This window comes from Lysobacter sp. A421, from assembly GCF_054052145.1.
The window spans coordinates 247,962-266,400 of record NZ_JBSVRL010000001.1 but is presented as its reverse complement, the minus strand read 5'-3'; the positions used below and the strand labels follow the sequence as shown (position 1 = coordinate 266,400).

The 18,439-nt window shown below is 64.2% G+C and carries 14 protein-coding genes and 1 tRNA gene; 2 read left to right on the top strand and 13 right to left on the bottom strand.

Annotated elements, in window-relative coordinates; translation table 11 throughout:
- Window positions 1–61: 61 nt before the first annotated feature.
- Window positions 62–1,900 carry a sensor domain-containing diguanylate cyclase gene (locus ACW7G6_RS01235; RefSeq protein ID WP_456997377.1) on the top strand — a complete coding sequence of 613 codons (1,839 nt, stop codon included), beginning with the start codon at window positions 62–64 and terminating at the stop codon, window positions 1,898–1,900.
- 226 nt (window positions 1,901–2,126) lie between these two features.
- Here the strand turns inward: ACW7G6_RS01235 and ACW7G6_RS01230 are convergent, their stop codons facing one another.
- Together ACW7G6_RS01230 and hisS are read right to left on the bottom strand one after the other, a co-directional pair.
- Window positions 2,127–4,016, bottom strand: a complete 1,890-nt coding sequence (locus tag ACW7G6_RS01230; protein WP_456997376.1) for an HAL/PAL/TAL family ammonia-lyase — start codon at window positions 4,014–4,016, stop codon at window positions 2,127–2,129.
- Window positions 4,013–5,386 (bottom strand): histidine--tRNA ligase, encoded by a 1,374-nt coding sequence (hisS, locus tag ACW7G6_RS01225; protein WP_456997375.1) that lies wholly within the window; start codon window positions 5,384–5,386, stop codon window positions 4,013–4,015. The genes ACW7G6_RS01230 and hisS overlap by 4 nt, the downstream gene beginning before the upstream one ends.
- Before the next feature lie 133 nt (window positions 5,387–5,519).
- Between hisS and ACW7G6_RS01220 the strand changes: the two genes are divergently transcribed.
- A tRNA-Pro gene (locus ACW7G6_RS01220) sits at window positions 5,520–5,596 on the top strand.
- 312 nt (window positions 5,597–5,908) lie between these two features.
- Here the strand turns inward: ACW7G6_RS01220 and ACW7G6_RS01215 are convergent.
- From ACW7G6_RS01215 to ACW7G6_RS01165, 11 genes are all read right to left on the bottom strand, one after another.
- Window positions 5,909–6,376, bottom strand: coding sequence for a hypothetical protein (locus tag ACW7G6_RS01215; RefSeq protein ID WP_456979070.1), 468 nt, complete (start codon window positions 6,374–6,376; stop codon window positions 5,909–5,911).
- An 8-nt stretch (window positions 6,377–6,384) separates the two neighbouring features.
- Complete coding sequence (locus ACW7G6_RS01210; RefSeq protein WP_456997374.1) at window positions 6,385–7,107, bottom strand: hypothetical protein; 723 nt, start codon at window positions 7,105–7,107, stop codon at window positions 6,385–6,387.
- On the bottom strand, window positions 7,104–8,102 hold the full coding sequence (locus ACW7G6_RS01205) for a transglutaminase family protein (protein ID WP_456979068.1): 999 nt from the start codon (window positions 8,100–8,102) through the stop codon (window positions 7,104–7,106). Before ACW7G6_RS01205 ends, ACW7G6_RS01210 begins: the two co-directional genes overlap by 4 nt.
- Before the next feature lie 326 nt (window positions 8,103–8,428).
- Window positions 8,429–9,475, bottom strand: a complete 1,047-nt coding sequence (locus ACW7G6_RS01200) for a YeiH family protein (protein WP_456979067.1) — start codon at window positions 9,473–9,475, stop codon at window positions 8,429–8,431.
- Between the two features lie 128 nt (window positions 9,476–9,603).
- Window positions 9,604–10,893 (bottom strand): glutamate-5-semialdehyde dehydrogenase, encoded by a 1,290-nt coding sequence (locus tag ACW7G6_RS01195; RefSeq protein ID WP_456979066.1) that lies wholly within the window; start codon window positions 10,891–10,893, stop codon window positions 9,604–9,606.
- A 16-nt stretch (window positions 10,894–10,909) separates the two neighbouring features.
- Window positions 10,910–12,061 (bottom strand): glutamate 5-kinase, encoded by a 1,152-nt coding sequence (gene proB / locus ACW7G6_RS01190; protein ID WP_456979065.1) that lies wholly within the window; start codon window positions 12,059–12,061, stop codon window positions 10,910–10,912.
- 339 nt (window positions 12,062–12,400) lie between these two features.
- A complete protein-coding gene (argH, locus tag ACW7G6_RS01185) occupies window positions 12,401–13,690 on the bottom strand; it encodes an argininosuccinate lyase (protein ID WP_456979064.1) in 1,290 nt (429 codons plus the stop codon).
- A gap of 84 nt (window positions 13,691–13,774) precedes the next feature.
- Window positions 13,775–14,743, bottom strand: coding sequence for an N-acetyl-gamma-glutamyl-phosphate reductase (argC, locus tag ACW7G6_RS01180; protein ID WP_456979063.1), 969 nt, complete (start codon window positions 14,741–14,743; stop codon window positions 13,775–13,777).
- Between the two features lie 30 nt (window positions 14,744–14,773).
- Window positions 14,774–16,120 (bottom strand): acetylglutamate kinase, encoded by a 1,347-nt coding sequence (locus ACW7G6_RS01175; protein WP_456979062.1) that lies wholly within the window; start codon window positions 16,118–16,120, stop codon window positions 14,774–14,776.
- Window positions 16,117–17,232 carry an acetylornithine deacetylase gene (locus ACW7G6_RS01170; RefSeq protein WP_456979061.1) on the bottom strand — a complete coding sequence of 372 codons (1,116 nt, stop codon included), beginning with the start codon at window positions 17,230–17,232 and terminating at the stop codon, window positions 16,117–16,119. Before ACW7G6_RS01170 ends, ACW7G6_RS01175 begins: the two co-directional genes overlap by 4 nt.
- Entirely contained in the window at window positions 17,229–18,425 is a 1,197-nt protein-coding gene (locus ACW7G6_RS01165) for an argininosuccinate synthase (protein WP_456979060.1), read from the bottom strand. The genes ACW7G6_RS01170 and ACW7G6_RS01165 overlap by 4 nt, the downstream gene beginning before the upstream one ends.
- Window positions 18,426–18,439: the final 14 nt, after the last annotated feature.

The following is an 18,439-nucleotide window of genomic DNA, read 5'->3' as shown; positions in this document are numbered from 1 at the left end:
ACCGAAATAGAGCGCTACGATGCGGGTGCGAAGGCGAAGCAGTGTTTCCGCGGGGGCAACGATGAAGTGGAACGGGATGGGGATCGGCTACGGATTGCTGCTCTGGTTGGTATTCGCCGGCCAGGGTGCTCACGCTTTTTCCGCCACGCCCGCCAATGCAGCCCTACCCACCCTCGAGCTGGACGCCCAGGTTTCCCGGCTGGATCTGGCGCCGTACATCGGCTACTACCACGACACTTCCGGTGAAGCAGATCTTGCCCAGGCTCGCAACCTGTTGCGGGACGGTCGTTTCGCACCACTGCCAGGCGGCAGTACGACGTTCGGCTTCCAGCCCGGCGCCTATTGGTTCCATGCCCGGATCAGCAACAACAATCCGCTCGAGCCGCGCTGGTTGCTGGTACAGAAATATCCCCTCAGCGACCACGTCGACGTGTATACGGTGCATGCCGACGGCCGTGTAGACCATCACGCCGGCGGGGACTGGCTGCCGTTCGATGCGCGCAGCATCCGCTACCGGATGCCCAATTCCTGGATCCACATGGCCGACGGCCAGCCGGTCGACCTGCTGGTGCGGGTGAGCAGCCAAAGCTCGATGCAGGTGCCATTGTGGTTGTATACCCCGGCCGCCTTTGCCGAAGCCTCACGCGACGGCCAGTTCGGGATCGGGCTCTATTACGGCATCCTGCTGGCGTTGTTCGTCTACAACCTGGTGCTGTGGCTGCGGCTGCTTGATGCGGGTTACTTCTGGTACCTGCTGCATATCACGGCGTTTGGGTTGGTCCTGTTTACCCTCAACGGACTGGGCTTCGAGTACCTGTGGCCCGACTCGCTCTGGCTGGCCGACAAGTCGGTACCGCTGTCCATCTGCCTGGCACAGATCGGCATGCAGCAATTCGCGCGGCACTTCCTGGAGCTGCGGCAACGTTGGCGGTTCGGCGACTACATCGGTTTGGCGATGATCGGGTTTTTCGTCCTGCTCGGGATTGCCTCGTTGTGGCTGCCCTACCGCATTGCCACCCCGCTGGCGTCGGCCTCGGTGTTCATCAGTATTGGCTGGATTGCCGTTGAGTCGATCGTGGTCATGCGTACTGGCTACAAGCCGGCGCGGTTGTTCCTGCTGGCATGGGCGTTGTTCCTGATAGGCACTGCCATGTTCGCGGCGGTGGCGTTTGACCTGTTGCCGAAGAACTTCATCACCGAATACGGCGTGCAGATCGGATCGGCCAGCGAAATGCTGCTGTTGTCGATCGCGCTGGGCTACCGGTACGCCGTGCTGCGCACCGAAAACGAGCGCATCGTGCGCGAGGCAGGCCAGGAGCTGGAACAGACGGTCAGGCGCCGTACCACCGAGTTGCGCAACGCCTTGAGTCAATTGGGCGATGCGCATGCACGCCTGCGCGAGACCAGCCAGCGCGACGGACTGACCGGGCTGCACACCCGCGCCTATTTCATCGAACGCTTCCAGCACTTGATGCTTCAGTCGCACCGCCAGCGCCAGCCGCTATCGCTGCTGCTGATGGACCTGGACCTGTTCAAGCACATCAACGATAACCATGGCCATCTGGTGGGCGACGAATGCCTGCGTTGGACCGCCCGCACGATCGGGCAGACCCTGCGGGCACACGGCGCACTGCTGGCCCGGTTCGGGGGCGAGGAATTTGTGGTCGGATTGCCCGGGCTGGGCCTGCAGGAAGCGATCATCATCGCCGAAGAGATTCGCCAGAACCTGCGTGACGCCCCATGTTTCAGTGAAGACCGGCGGATCCGCGTGACCGTCAGTATTGGCGTCCACCAGCTGGAGCTCGATGGCAGCACCAACATCTCCCCCGCCCTGAAGCGTGCGGATGAAGCGCTTTACCGGGCCAAGGGCGATGACCGCGATTGCGTACGCTGGCGCTGAACAACTGTCGTCATTCCACACCAAACCGTCATCCCCAATACACCTTCATCCCCAATACACCTTCATCCCCAATACACCTTCATCCCCAATAAACCGTCATCCCCGCGTCCGACTGGACTTCCTGCGGTCGAAGGCGGGGATCCATGGTTGTCGGGTTAAAACCCGACCTACACGCCCCAAACCCGTCCGCCCCGAACACCAGGCCGCTGGGTTGACCAAACCTTCCCTAGAGCGTGCGCGCCGCGGTCAGCACATCGCCATCGACGACCAGCTGAACTGCGGCTGCCACATCACCGTCCAACGCCCGGTCACGTTCCAGGAACGGAATGCGCGCACGAATTGCCGCATGCGCTGCCGCCACCGCGTTGCCGGGACGGAACGCTTCGGCATCGACCAACTGCACGCGCAGCGCCTCAACCTCGGCGATGAAGGTGGCCTGGTCACTGCCATCGTCGCGCGGCCCGCCCTGGACCTTGGTTGCCAGCGCGGCAGCGTCGCCGCGGCGCGCCAACTCGCAGGCGGCGTTGATCATGCCCAGGCGCAGGTCCAGCGCCTGCGCGGCGGTGTACAACTCCAGCCCGAGCACCTTGCCCAGGTCGTCCGCCATCGCCAGCACGTGACGGGCCTCGTTGGCGCCCATCGAGACATGGTCCTCGGCGTTGGCGCTGGTCGGGATCGAGTACACCGACGCCGGCATGGCGCGGCTGGTCAGGTCGTTGACGATCGCCGCGGCGGTGTACTGGACGATCATGAAGCCCGACTCGGTTGCGTCCTCGTTGCCGATCAGGAAGCCCGGCAGGCCGTCGTTGGTGGCCGGGTCGACCAGCTTGTTGAGGCGGCGCTCTGAAATGCTCGCCAACACCGGGATGGACGCCTTCACATAGCTCATCACCAGCGCCAGCGGCATGCCGTGGAAATGGCCGGCGGAAATCACCTGCTGCTCGACGTGCTCGGCCTTCGCATCCGGGAACACGATCGGGTTGTCGGTCAATGCATTGAGTTCGATCTCCAGCACCCGCGCGGCCTGGGCGACCGCATCGCGAACCGCGCCGTGCACCTGCGGGATGCAACGCAAGGAATAGCTGTCCTGCGGCTGGTGCTTTTTGCCGCCGCGGAACGGACGGAACCGGGTGTAGAACTTTTCCCGGCCGTGGCGCTGGTCCAGCGGCACCCAGTCCCAACCGATATCGAAACGCAGTGCCTGCGCGTCGGACGTGTCCCAGGCGCGCGGCGACCACGGCTTGAACCGCGGCACGAGGTGATACGGAATATCGGCCAGGGTCGAGCCATCCAGCAGCCGGCGCAAATGGGCGGCGACCTCGACCTGTCCCGGATGCGGACGCAAGGCGTGGACTTCTTCGGCGAAGGCGCCAAGGCGGCCCGCAAATGCATCGATCGTCATCGCCGCGGCGAGGTCGGCGGTGTCCAGCAAGTCTTCCAGCTTCGACAGCGCGAGCACGCCGCACGCCAGCATCTGCGCGGTGCCGTTGTTGAGCGCCAGACCCTCCTTGTAGGACAGCGTGACCGGCTCAAGGCCAGCGCGCTCCAGTGCTTCCGCACCCCCGACACGCTCGCCCTGGTAGAACGCCTCACCGCCGCCCAGCAGCACGATGGCCAGATGGGACAACGGCGCCAGGTCGCCCGAAGCACCCACCGAGCCCAGTTGCGGTACCACCGGCACGATTCCGGCATTGAGCATCGACACCAGCGCCTGCAAGGTCTGCACCCGGATACCCGAGTGCCCGCGCATCAACGTGTTGATGCGGATGCACAGCATCGCGCGCACGACTTCCGGCGCGAATGGCTCACCCACACAGACGGCATGGGTGACGATCAGGTTGCGCTGCAGTTCCGCATGCAGCGTCTCGCCGGTCGGCTCCTCGCCGGGCAATGCTTCGCGCACCCGGTGTGCGCCCAACAGGCGGTCGGCGTTGCTGCCGAACCCGGTGGAAACGCCATAGATCGGCTCCTCCCGGCGCACCTGCTCGGCCAGGAAGTCGGCCGCGCGGGCCACCGCTGGCAACTGCTCCGCGGCCAGTTCGACCTGCGCACCATGGGCGACGGCAACCAGTCCGGCACGTGTCAGCGAACGACCATCCAGGCATACCGGCTTCATGGCTTCACCTCCGGTTGCGCCAGTTCGACCCGAAGCGTGCGGGCCAGATCCGTGCGCGCCACCTCGAACTGATCGGCGCGCCGCAGGTCCTTGATCGTCACGGTGTCCTTGGCGATCTCGTCCGCGCCCAACACCACCACGAAGCGGATGCCGGACCGATCCGCGTACTTGAACTGCTTTGCCAGCTTCGACGACTCCATCACCACCTCGGTATTGAGCCCCGCCTGTCGCAACTCATTGGCCACGGCCAGACAATGCGGCAACGAGTCCGCGTCCATCTGGGTCACCAGCACCTGTACCGTGCTGGCCGCACTGTCGACAAGGCCCGCATCGCGCAATTGCCAGAACAGCCGGGTCAGGCCGATCGAGATCCCCACACCCGGCAGTTTCGACTTGCTGTACTGGCTGGCGAGATCGTCATAACGCCCGCCCGAGCAGATCGAGCCGATCTGCGGATAATCATCCAGCGTGGTCTCGTACACGGTGCCGGTGTAGTAATCCAGCCCGCGCGCAATCGAGAAGTTCAGCGCGTAATCGGATTCCGGAACGCCCATCGCGCGGACCAGCCCGAGCACCTCGCGCAGCTCCTCACGACCTTCGCGCAGCGAGTCATTGCCCTCGCCCAATGCGTCCAGCTGCGCCAGCGCATCGGCATGGGAAGTCGAGCGCACCTTGACGAAATCCAGGATCGTATCGACCACCTCCGTAGACAGGCCAAAACCCTCGCCCGTCAGCGTCTCGCGCACATGATCCGGACCACGCTTGTCGAGCTTGTCGACCTCGCGCAGCACCCGCGCCTGCAACTCGCCATCGGCCACGCCCTGGGCCTCGAAAAAGCCGCGCATCAACTTGCGGTTGTTGAGCTGGATGGTGAACTTGCCGATTGCCAACGCCGAGAACACCGCGTGGATCACCGCCGGCATCTCCGCGTCGAAGCGCACGCTCAGCGTGTCCTTGCCGATCACGTCGATATCGCACTGGTAGAACTCGCGGAAGCGCCCGCGCTGGGCGCGCTCACCGCGGTAGACCCGCTGCATCTGGTAACGCCGGAACGGGAACGCCAGATCGTGCTCGTGTTCAGCGACATAACGTGCCAATGGCACGGTCAGGTCGAAGCGCAGCGCCATCTCGGGCAAGCTCCCGGCGTTCTTCTCCAACGCGCCGGTCGATTGCACGAAGTACACCTGCCGCTCGGTTTCGCCGCCCGACTTGGTCAGCAGCACCTCCGACAGCTCCATCACCGGCGTCTCCACCGGCAGGAAGCCAAAACGCTCGAAGTTGCGGCGGATCGTGTCCAGCATCCGCTGGAAGGCGATCTGGTCGGGGGGTAACAGCTCCATGACCCCGGGCGGCGTGCGCGGCTTGATCAAGCAAGACTCCTGGTGACGACGGTCGTGAAAAGGTTCGGCTCACAGTTTAGCGGCCCGGCTCTCTTTCCGCCTGCAGCGGTACTTGCCCCTTGCGTACTACCGGCCACAGTCCTACAATTTGCGGCTCTGCAGTCGGGGTGTAGCTCAGCCTGGTAGAGCGCTACGTTCGGGACGTAGAAGTCGCAGGTTCGAATCCTGTCTCCCCGACCAACTGTTTGATCCTAAGCGCCTGAAAAGATTCGTCTTTTCGGGCTCTTTTCTTTGGGGTCAGCACCTCGATCAGGTCGGATCTCGAACTCATCGACCTTCTTACTTTTCAATCACTTGGCGTTGCTGAATCTGGCTTCGTCCCAAGGATGCCGTTTCTATCGTCCCATCTTCGCCCCACGCCTTTGGCATCAACAGGTTGAGTCTCTGACATCTACGCTCAATGCGTAGATGTCTTATGGAACCAGACCCGCAGAGCGTCTACTGGCACCCAACATCATGGCTGCCATGACAGGAGAGCAAGACCTGCGTGCATCAGTCGGCGAAGATCGAAGGGTAACGGCGTTTTAGATCATCCACATCGATCACAATGGCTGTAGGCAGCGGACACGCGCCGAGATCGATCGCGCCATCAAGGTAATCGGCCAGAAACCTTCCCTTGACTGTGATCGTGGTGCCGTTCAAGGCCTCCTGCTTAACCATCAGCGCGTCCGGATTGGCGACGGTTAAGCAATAGCCTTCGTAGGCTTTGGGATCGAATGTGGGATCCTCAGCGTCCCATCGACGTCCAAATTCGGCTTTCAAAGCCTTGGACTGATACAAATTGTGGGCTTCTGGCACGAGCGTCAGAAAGCCCTCTACCGTGACAGTCTGCTCGTGATACCGCTGCGGGTAGGTATTCAGTTCACTGGGCGACACAGTCTCGGGACTAGTGGACGCCAAATGAGCGCAGCCGGCCATCACTAAAACGAAAGCCAAGACCGGAACGCGTATGTTCGTCATGGTCAGTCCTAGGGGTTGTGGAACAACTTCTGCTCGTTGTTTAAGTTGCGCTGAATTTGGTTCTCTTGACCACCACTCATCCCGCCCTGGGGGTAGGAGAACTGGAGTTGCCCGTTGTTGATTTCGTGCCAGCCCACTTGCCCTTGAGAAATCGTGGCGGTCGGCATGCCAGCCTTCAAAGATTGCGTATCGCCGTAGCCGCCGTTGAGTTTTGGCGCGTCCACCATGCCATTGGATCTGTTCGGTCCACCATCGATGTGGCCGTGGATGACACCCATGGCATTCTGCGGGATAGCTGCTGACGCGGTTGCGCCCGTCCCATTACTTGTGCTCTGGATGCCTTGTGCGGGGTGGGCCACCGGCTTGCCGTTTGCGTCAGGCACAAAGAAACCCAGACTTTCCTTCGAGCCGGATTTAACAGTGAACTGGGGCACGGCCGCGTTGCCGGCTGCGCGCAATTCTGGAGACGCCACTACTGTTCGCCCATTCGACTTGACGGGATTGTAGGTGTCGGCCGTGATGTTGCACTGATTGTTGGCGCATGACTTGGCCCGGCCATCTGGATCCGTGAACTTGTAAGGATTGTTGTCCACATAGTAGTAGCGGTTGAAATTTGCACCCGTGTTCGCGTTAGCTTTCACGGGATCCACCGACACGAACCGCGCCGATGCGTCAAACACGAGTGCGCAGAGCGCGATGAACAACAGCGTTGGAACGGTCTTGCGCATCATTGCCCCCTTCGCGCCTTCTCGCGCTGGATGGATTGTAGATAGTTGGCTTCCTGCTCTGGCGTCTTTTGCGACCACCCCAAGGCTTCGGCCTTGGCGAACCACGCCAGGTTCTCCCGGCTCAAGCGTTGGTAGTCAGCGATTTGTGCCGGCGGAATGTCGGCGACATTCGGATACTTGGACGCATAGCGCTGCTGCAGCTGAAGGTAGTAGGCATTGGCCTTCCACACCAAGGCCACCGGGTCCCGGGGGTTCGCCTCCAGCGCAAGTTCGGCCACAGCCATCAGCGCGTCTCCGTCCTTCTTGGCCCCGTAATGCTCCATCAGGGAGCTGGCTATGACGCCTGCTCCCTCGCGCGGCGTCAGTGGACGCAAGTAGAGCCCGTTCTCAATCGCTTGCTCGGAAATCCCCGTTTCGTGCTCGTAGCTGCTGTCGTATTTGAAGCCGCCCGCGGTGGCCTCAACGTTCAACCAGGCCTGCTGCGTGTCGTCGGCAAACTTCACCATGACGTGGTTGGGCGCCGTGGCCAAAGCTACGGGCAGGCCAAATCGCTGCCCCAAGATGACAATCAGGATGGGCATGGACACGCAGTTGCCCTTACGCGTTGCCAGATAAGTCGCCAGCTGCTTGTTCGTCGGGTTCTTGCCCAGCGGGTCGGACAGGTCGTAAGTGAAGGGCCGACCTTGGTTCCAGGCCCCTGGCTCATAGAGTGTCTTGAGCAACGCATCGAGAACTTGGCGCGCTGTGGGGTTGGTGGGCACGTTACCGCGAACGGCGCTTTCCCATTGATCCAGCTGTCGGCGCACGGCGGCCACGTCTGTGCTCGGGTCGATGAGGCGGTCTACCGTCAGCTTCGTGGCAGCATAGTCGACGCGGTTGTCTGGAAGTTGGAACAGAACGCGCAACGGCGCGAGGTCAGCCGCGCACGCGAACGGCGCTACCGACGCCAACAGCACGCCCAACACCCAGCCGGTCCAGCGGTGGAATCGTGTCCCCATGCGTTTTCTGCGTCCCCATTCTGCCTGCGCACCATAGCGCTGACCGGGACTTGCTGCCACAGCCCAGAGGAAGTGAGCAGCTCATTACGAGTGAATGGACCGTCACCCATCGTCCCATTCTCGTCCGACACCGGGACGATTCTCGGCTGAAGCCCCTGCCCTGCAAGGCTTTCCGATGCAAAGTGCAGTAATTCAGCACGTAGAAGTCGCAGGTTCGAATCCTGTCTCCCCGACCAATCAGATCAATGTCTTGGGCCACCCTCGCCGGGTGGCCTTTTTCGTGCGCGGCGAGTTGAGGGCGTGCGCAGTCCATGCAGCCGCCGCGCTTACCAGCTGCCGATGACCTGCTGCGTGGCCAGGCTGGACAGCGCCACGGCGACCCAGACCCCGAACCCCAGGCCTATCGGTCGCCAGCCGGTGGCCGCCATGCGGCGCAGGTTGGCCGACAGGCCGATGGCGGTCAGCGCGATGATGATCAGGAACTCGGCGCCGTCATGGATCGCCGGTTGCCACGCTTCCGGAATCCACCCCATCGTGCGCACGGCCGACGCCACCATGAACCACACGATGAACCAGGGAATCACCTTGCGCAGGTCGAAGTCGCCGCCGCCCTGCTTCTTGTGGCGCCATGCCTCGATCGCCGCCAATACCAGGCACAGTGGAATGATCAGGGTGGCCCGGGTCAATTTGACGATGGTTGCGTAGTCGCCCGCCACCTGGCCGTAGCTATAGCCGGCGGCAACCACCGACGAGGTGTCGTTGATCGCTGTCCCGGCCCACAGGCCAAACCCCTCTGGACTCATCTGCATCCAGTGTCCCAATGCGGGAAACACCAGCACGGCCACCAGGTTGAACAGGAAGATGGTGGAGATGGCGAACGCGGTTTCGTGCTCGTCGGCCTTGATGATCGGCGTCACTGCGGCGATCGCCGAACCACCGCAGATCGCGGTGCCGGCACCGATCAACATCTTCAGCTTTGATGGAATCCCCAGCAGCCGTCCCAGCAGCAACGCCGAAATGAAAGCCGCGATGACGCTGACAACGGTGACGGACAACGACTCCATCCCGGTCTGCGCCACCTGGGTAAGGCTCAAGCCAAGCCCGAGCGCAACAATCGACCATTGCAGGATCTTCTTGCCGGCAAACCTGATGCCGGGCTGGCAGGCGGCCGGCGGTGGCGCACCCAGGTTGCTCACCAGCACGCCCAGGATGATGCCGAATACCGGCCCGCCCACCAGCGGCAGCCATTGGCCCAGGCCAAACGCAATCACGGATATCACCACCGACAGCAACAAGCCCGGCCACAGACCGGTGGCCGGTGGCGGAGCCGCATTGGTGACGATGTTGTCGGAGCTGGCGGCTTGGGTGGTCATGGGTGTCCTGACAGTGGATCCGAATCAAACCGCGTCAGGATAACCAGTAGACCGATATAAGCCTATTTGAAACCACTTGCCGGCCATATCACCTGAACTTATTTCATCGTCGAGCCTTTCCCGGGGTGCTACGCAGCAACCTTGGGCACATCCTCGTGGCGAGTCTGGCCATCGCCGCGGACGACATAGCGCTCGATCGTCAGCGATTCCAGCCCCATCGGTCCGTAGGAATGCAGGCGGGTGGTGGAGATGCCGATCTCGGCACCCAGGCCCAACGCACCGCCATCGTTGAAGCGCGATGACGCATTGACCACCACCGCCGAGCTGCGGATCTCGCGGATGAAGCGATCGCACGCCGCAGCATCGGTGCTGACGATGACCTCGGTATGGTCGGACGTGTGGCGCTGGATGTGGGCAATCGCCTCGTCGATGGAGTCCACCACCCGCACACTCAGGATGGGCGACAGGTACTCGGCGTCGTAATCCTCCGGCGTCGCCGGCACGGCATCCGGGAACAGGGCCCGGGTCCGCTCGCAACCACGGATCTCTGCGCCACGGGCGGCCAACTCGGCCAACGCACCGGGCAGCCATTTTTCGGCGATATCGGCGTGGACCAGCATCGTCTCCAGTGCATTGCAGACGCCGGGGCGCGAGAGCTTGCCGTCGATCGCCAGCTTCACGGCCAGCTCCAGGTCCGCGGCACGATCCACATACAGGTGGCACACGCCCTTGTAGTGCTTGATCACCGGGACCCGGGCGTTCTCGGCCACGAAGCGGATCAGCTTCTCGCCGCCACGTGGAATCGCCAGGTCGATCAGGTCGCTGAGTTGCAGCAGTTCCAGCACGTGCTCGCGGGCCGTGTCCTCGACCAGCGCCACCGCTTCGGCCGGCAGGCCCTGCTGGCGCAGCGCGCGGTGCAGGCAGGCGGCAATTGCGATATTGCTGTCGCGCGCCTCCGAGCCACCACGCAACAGCACTGCGTTGCCGGCGCGCAGGCACAGCGCCGCAGCATCGGCGGTCACGTTGGGACGGGCTTCGTAAATCATTGCGATCAACCCCAGCGGGATGCGCACTTTTTCGACCAGCAGGCCGTTCGGGCGGGTCTCGCTGCGGGTCACCTGGCCAACCGGATCGGGCAGCTGGGCGATCTCGCGGATCGCGGTGACGATGCCGGCGATACGCCCGTCATCCAGGCGCAGGCGGTCCAGCATCGCACCGGTGGTCCCTGCTGCTTCGGCGCGTTGCATATCGGCGAGGTTGGCCTTGAGGATGTCATCGCTGCCGGCCGCAACCGCGTCGGCCATGGCGTCCATCAATGCCACCCGTTGGGCGGAATCGAGGCTGGCAATGACCTGGGAGGCGGCGCGTGCGCGCTCGGCTAGTTTGCGGACGTATCCATTAGTGACTGTTCCACTCATGACGTTACTCCTTGAATTATTCACTGGTTGGTACCGCCGCGGCGGCGCTCAACAGCACCAGGTCGTCGCGGCGGATGACCGAATGGCCGTTATCGAAACCGAGCATCGGCGCGATATCGCGGCTGTGGTGCCCCGCGATGCGCTCCAGGTCGCTGGATTGGTACTGGACCAGCCCGCGCGCGAGGCGACGATGGCCCGTCGCGGGCAGCACGTCGACCATGGCAGAGCGCGAGAAATCGCCTTCAACCGACAACACGCCACCGGGCAGCAACGACGCGCCGTGTTCTGACAGCGCCTTGGCGGCACCCGCATCCACGCGCACCACGCCGCCACTTGGCGGGGTGTGTCGCAGCCACATCTTGCGTGCGAGCAGTCGATCACCATGGGCCGGAATGAACGTGCCATGCAGGCGGTCCTCGCCGAGCGCCGAAATGGTCTGGGCATCGTGGCCACAGAACAATGCCGTCGCGATACCCGCGGAAGCGGTCTTGGTCGCCGCTTCCAGCTTGGTGTACATGCCACCGGTGCCGAGCAGGCCCGCACCACCCTGCGCCATGCGCATGATTTCGGGAGTGATCTCCTCGATCCGCGGCACCGGCCGTGCGCTGGCGTCCTCACCGGGATTGGCGGTGTAGAGCCCGCCGGTATCGGTGGCGATCAGCAGGATGTCGGCGTCGACCAGGGTCGCAATCGCGGCGGCCAGGTTGTCGTTGTCGCCCAGTTTCAGCTCGTCGATGGCAACGGTATCGTTCTCGTTGACGATCGGCAGCGCACCGATGCGCAACAGCTCGTGCAACGTGGCCTGTGCGTTGAGGTAGCGGCGCCGGTTGCGCAAGTCGTCATGGCTGAGCAGTACCTGGGCAACAGGCTGCTCGACCAGCCCTTGCCACAACGCCAGCATCGGGGTCTGCCCGATCGCGGCCAACGCCTGGCGTTGGGTCACGCCCATGCCGTGATTGGCCAGCAAGCCTCGGCCCGCAGCGACCGCACCGGACGAGACCAGAAGCACCTCGCGCCCCTGGTCACGAAAGCGGGCAATCAATCCGGCCAGCGCGGCGGCGTTGCGCTTGCCCAGCCCGCCCTTGCCATCGGTCAGTAGACTACTGCCGACCTTGATCACCGCGCGTCGCCAGGGCGGGAGTGGTTGTTCGGGGAATATGGAAGTCATCGGTTTGGGTGGCTCTCCATTGGAATGTTCGCGAGTGGGCGATGGACCCGGCAAGGCCCTGGCATCAACATTGCCAGGCAGCAAGGCATCGACGAATCAGGCGCTTCCCGCAATCATCCGACCCGTGTGGAACGGGTATTGCCTGCAGTGGGGGAGCAGTCCTGCGAAAGGCAACCCTGCGGCGCCATCGCCCCCGGCCAGCGGGCCGGGAAAGTGCGGATCCGAACATCGGAACGTCAGTAGTGACGCCGGAAAACCGGATCTGCCAAGCGACGGAGCCTAACACTTCAGCCCCGCCAACCCCAGCATGCGGTTCATCGTGTGGTGGGGCCGCGCTCACTACGGCAGTTGTTGCAAACGGTCGCGGAGCGTCTGCAGACGCAACTCTCCGGCCGCACCGGGTGACACGCGAGCGGCAAGGCTGGCTTCGGGATTGCCCGTGGCCCAACGCGCCGGATCGGCCGCCTGCTGGTAGGCATTGCGGAACGGCACGCCTTCGCGGGCCAGATCGATCGCCAGGTCGGTCGCGTACATCGATGGCTCCAATGCCGCGCGCATCGCGTCTGGTTTCCACTCCAGGTTACGCAGCAGGTCAGGCAGCAATTCCAGCGCCCCCAGGCCACGGCCAAACGCATGGAAGATGGCACCCTTGGTGAACTGCAGGTCACGGTGGTAACCCGACGGAAGCGACAGCAGCTGTTCGACCTCGGTTCGCCCAGCCGCAACGCTGGCGTAGCTGGCGCGCATCAACTCGATGACGTCCGGGTTGCGCTTGTTCGGCATGATCGAGCTGCCGGTGGTGTACTGCGCCGGCAGCGTGACGAAGCCGAACTCGGCGCTGGTGAACAGGCTCAGGTCCCAGGCCAGCCGGCGCAGGTCGAGCATCGCCGAACCGAGCGCCTCGATCGCCGCCATCTCGAACTTGCCACGCGACAGTTGGGCATAGGTGGCCGACAGTTGCATCCGGCCGAAACCGAGCGCCTGGGTGGTGTGCTCGCGTGCGAGCGGCAAGTTGACGCCATATCCGGCGGCACTGCCGAGCGGGTTGGCGTCGACCCAGACCAGGGTGTCGCGCGCGCGGATGGCGTCGTCGATAAAACCCTCCGCCCACGCCGACCACCACATGCCCGCCGAAGACACCACGGCGCGTTGCAGGTGGGTATAGCCCGGCAGCGGCAGGCTTGCCTCGACCTCGGCCCGGGCCAATGCGACCTCGGCGCTTTCGCGGCATAGCGCACTCAACCTGAGCAGCCGATCCTTGAGCCACAGACGGGTCGCGACCAGGACCTGGTCGTTGCGGCTACGGCCGGTGTGGATCTTGCGGCCGGCGTCGCCGAGTCTCTCGATCAAGCGCGCCTCGATCGCGGAATGGCCGTCCTCGTAGGTGGCGTCGAGCACGAACCCGCCTCCCTCGAAATCCTTCGCCAGTACATCAAGTTCGCGGATGATCCCGGCCAGTTCATCCGCGTCGAGGATCCCGATCTGCTGCAGCCCTTCGGCATGCGCGACGCTGGCCTGGATATCGAACCCGAAGAACTCGCGGTCGAGGATAACGTCGTCGCCGGCGCAGAACTGCTGGATGCGCGCGTCGACCTTGACGCCGGGTTTTTGCCAGAGGAGGTCGGTCATGATGTCTCTACCGTTGATGGGGGGCCTGTAGGGCGGGTTTCAACCCGCCATTTCATCGATAACGTTGGCGGGTTGAAACCCGCCCTACCCTGGGATTCCGGTCAGCTCGGGCAAGCCGAACGCCCGGTTGAGGTTCTGCAGCGCCTGCGTCGCAGCGCCCTTGAGCAGGTTGTCTTCGGTTGCGACCACCACCAGCCGTCGCCCATCGTCGGACAGGGTAAATCCGCCCACGTCCACATGATGCGCGCCGGCGATCGCGCTGACCCACGGCGCTTCGTCGAGCACGCGCACCAGCGGTTCATCGGCATAGCGCTGGCGGTAGCGCTCGATCACTTCGTCGCGATCGAACGCCTGCGCCAAATGCAGGTTGGCGGTGATCGTGATGCCGCGAAAATGCGGCGCCACGTGCGGCATGAATTCGATCGGATGACCGAGGCGATCCGCCACCTCGCGCTCATGCACGTGGCCGGTCAGCGCGTACGGAATCAGGTTGTCGCGCAGCTTTTCCGGGTCGTTCTTGTCCGACGGCGCGGTGCCGGCACCGGAATACCCGGACACGCCGAAGCATTGCACCGCCCCGTCCAGGACGTCCCGCATCGGCGCGATCGCCAGTTGCATCGCGGTGGCGTAGCAGCCGGGATTACTGATGCGTCGCTGGCCTTCGTAGCTGTCCCGCGTCAGCTCGGGCAAACCGTAGTACCAACGGTTGTCAAAGCGATAGTCCGCTGACAGATCGATGATCACCGGGCCAGCCGCCCCATCGCCGCCAGCCGCCTTGTCGAAAGCTTCGACGCATGACGCGGCCTTGCCATTGGGTAGCGCCAGCACCACGGCGTCAGCACCCAATGTCGGCAGTTGTCCGAAACTCGGCGCACTGAAGCGAAGATCGCCGGTGTAGGTATCGCTATGGTCGGCAACACGCTGACCATCAAGTCCGCGCGAGCACACAAAGGCCAGTTCGAACCGCGGGTGCACGGCGACCAGCCGGATCAGTTCGACGCCGACGTGGCCACGCGCACCGACGATGCCAATCTTGATGGATGGTTCAGTCATGAAAATGCCGTCCATGCAGGGGCCGGATGCTCATGCGGCCTCCAGGGGTTCAAGCAGGGTCGGCGCGCGATCGCGGCAGTGGGCGACGCAGCGGGCGACGTCGTCGAGATCATCAAGTCCGTACCAGAACACCTTCCACTGCTCCTGCTTGTAGTGGCCATCGGCCTCGGCGTAATAGAACGCATTGACCGGGTTGCCGTGGCGTGAGCGCCAGAACAGCCGCGGATTCTGCTCGCGCATCACCAGCCAGACGGCGCGACCGAGACCCTCGCCCTGCGCTTCGTCGAGCACCGCGAACTTGTCGAGGTAGGCGTGGCCATCGACGTCTGTGAGGATGATCGCGGCGCGGTAGTTCTCGCTGACGTAGGCGCGGTGCAGCGCGGTACGCTCGAAATAGTCCGGCGCCAGCCGGCGGCCGAACGCGGATTCGATCAGCGTGCGCAGGCGCGGCAGGTCCAGTGCGTCCCAGGCATCGACCTGCAACACCCGCTCGCCACGCCGGACCAGCGTGCCCGAGCCCTTGTGGGTGAACAATTCCTTCGCGAGCTCCGCCGGCTTGGTGATCGACACCGATGACGACAACGGGAGGCGGTCGAGCAACTGCTTGATCTGCTCGATCTTGACCCGCATGCCGCCGTTGACCCACGGCTGCGCGAGCAGGTGCTCGTACTCGGTCGACAGGTTGATCGAATCGATCACCCGGCCGCGCTCGTCGAGCAGGCCGCCGGTGCCGGTCAGGAACACGATCTTGTACGGCTGCAGTACCTGCACCAGTTCGTTGGCGGCGAAGTCGGCGTTGATGTTGACGATCTGGCCGCCGTCGGTCTCGCCGAGGCTGGCGATCACCGGGATCGAGCCGGCCTGCAGGCTGGCCTGGATCGGCGCCAGGTCGACCCGCTTGACTTCGCCCACCAACCCGTAGGTGTCGCGGTCGAGGTAGTCGGCTTCGAACACACCCGACACGATCGAGGTCGCGCGTGCGTCGCCGCGCTGCAATGCTTCAACCAGTTTGAGGTTCTGACTGTGGAAGACGCGACGCACCACCGCCAACGCCTCCGGCGAGGTGACGCGCAGGCCGTTGACGGTCTGCTTCTCGATGCCGGCGGCGGCCATCGCCTCGTCCAGCTGCGGGCCGGCGCCGTGGACGACGATCGGGGTCAGGCCAACGTCCTGCAGGAACGCCAGCGACGAGGTCAGCGCATCGAGGTCGTCGCGCAGCACCGCGCCGCCAACCTTGACCACCGCGAAGCGCGCCGCATCGAGCTGCGAGAAGCGCTTGAGGTACTGGCTGATCTCCTTCGCGCTGGCCATGCTGGAGAGCAGCCGCACGATGGTCTGGCGGGTCTGGATGTCGTGGGAGGTGGGGGGAATGGTCATGGGATGTTGGCGTCAAGAATGCGCGCGACGGATTCGACGTAGCGTTGCAGTTGCTCCAGCGCCACCCACTCGTCGGCCGTATGCGCCTGGGCGATATCGCCCGGCCCATAGACCATCGCGGTCAGGCCGGCGGCCGAAAACAGCGAGGCCTCGGTCCAGAAATCGACCGCGTTGCCGATCGGCAGGTCGAGCGCCTCGGCAAGGTCGCGCGCTTGCAGGCGCTGGTCCTCGGCCGTCGCAACACCCTCGATAGAAGCCGCGCCCGATGGCAGCGACGGGCCACGGAAGGTTTCCTCGTAACGCTCAACCGCCCCGGCCTCGACCAGGCTGCCGAAACGCGCATGCAGCCCGTCGATCGACATCGACGGCAGCGGCCGGAAGCCGAACCGGACCTCGGCGCTGGGCGCGATCATGTTGGCCTTGATCCCACCCTCGACCCTGCCGATGTTGAAGCGCAACCCGGTCAGGCCACCGAAGCGCTGATGCGACTCCGCCTCGACCAGGTCCAGCGCACGATTGCCCCAACGCATCGTCTGGTGCAACGCGCTGGCGTCCATCGCGTTGGCGCCGGAGGCATGGCCGGCACTGCCGCGGAACCGCATCAGCACCGAGCTGATACCGCGATGGGCCAACACCGCCTCGCAACCGGTGGGCTCGGCCACGACCGCCTCGGTAAAGCCATGTGCGCTGGCGAGGAAGGCCGGGATGCAGCGCGCGTCGTTGGCCTCCTCGTCGGTGCCGAACAGGAAGGCGGCGTCACCCCTGGTCACAGCGGCGGCAGCCAGCAGGCCGGCCGCCGCGCCCTTGATGTCGCAGGCACCCAGACCGATCGCGCGGTCGTCGGTGACACGCAAAACGTGCGGATCTGCGGTCCATGCCGGTGAGTCCGGCACCGTATCCAGGTGGACGTTGAACAGCCTGCGCGGGTTGCCGCGCACCGCCAGCATCGACACCGCGCCGTCGCCGTGATCGGTGACGTCGATGCGGAAATCGGGCAGTTGTGCGCGCAGGTAGTCGAAGATGCCATCGCTGCCGATCCGGCGCGGCGGATTACGGGTGTCGAATGACACCAGAGCTTCGAGGTGGCGGAGGATGTCGGGGAGCAGGCTCACTTCCGATTGACCTCCGCCCACAGCGTGCTGCTCATGCCGAACAGCTTGATGAAGCCCTCGGCCTCGGCGACGCCCCAGTCGGCAGCCTGCGCGTAGGTCGCGCCCTTGGCGTTGAGGATGTGCTTTGAGTCGATCGCGACCGCGTCGACGATGCCACCGTGGGTCTCCAGTACGACCGTGCCGTTGACGGTCGACTGGCTGGAAGCCAGGAACGCCTCCAGGTCGGTCTTCAGCGGGTCATGGAAGAAACCCTCGTAGACCAGTTCGACCCACTTGCGCGCGACCTCGGGCTTGAAGCGGTTCTGCTGCTTGCTCAGCACCGCCTCTTCCAGCGCACGGTGGGCGACCAGCAACGCGGTCAGGCCCGGCGCCTCGAAGATGATCCGGCCCTTCAGGCCGATGGTGGTGTCGCCGGTATACAGACCGCGGCCGACGCCGTATTGCGCGAACAAGGCGTTGAGCCTGGCGAGCATCACGTGCCCGGCGATCTTCTCACCGTCGAGCGTGACCGCCTCGCCGTTCTCGAAGCCGAGCGTCACCCGCAATGGCTGGTTCGGCCACTCGTCGCGCGGCTTGCACCAGCCGGTCGCGCCCTCGCCCGGGGCCTGCCATCGATCGATCTCGCCGCCGGACATGGTCAGACCGAGCAGGTTCTCGTTGATGGTGTAGGCCTGCTGCTTGGCGCGCACGCCAAAGCCGCGCTGCTCCAGATAGGCCTGCTCGTAGGCGCGGACCTGGGTGTGCTGTTTCTGGATCTCGCGGATCGGCGCGACGATCTCGTAATCGCCCAGCGACTTGACCGCCAAATCGAAGCGGACCTGGTCGTTGCCCATGCCGGTGCAGCCGTGCGCGATCACACGCGTGCCCAGCTCGGCGGCGCGCGCCAGCGTGGCCTCGACGATCAGGTAGCGATCCGAGACCAGCAGCGGGTACTGCCCCTGGTAGCCCTCGCCCGCCCATACAAACGGTTTGACAAATCCGTCCCAGATCGCCGGGCCACCATCAACCGTGACGTGGGACGCGACGCCCAGTTCGGCCGCACGTTGCTCGATGAAGGCGCGCTCGTCGTCGTCCACGCCGCCGGTATCGCCGAATACGGTGTGCACGGCGTAACCATGCTCTTGCAGGTACGGCACGCAGAAACTGGTGTCGAGTCCCCCGGAAAACGCGAGGACGATGTTCTTGTCGGTCATGGTTTGTCTCGTGG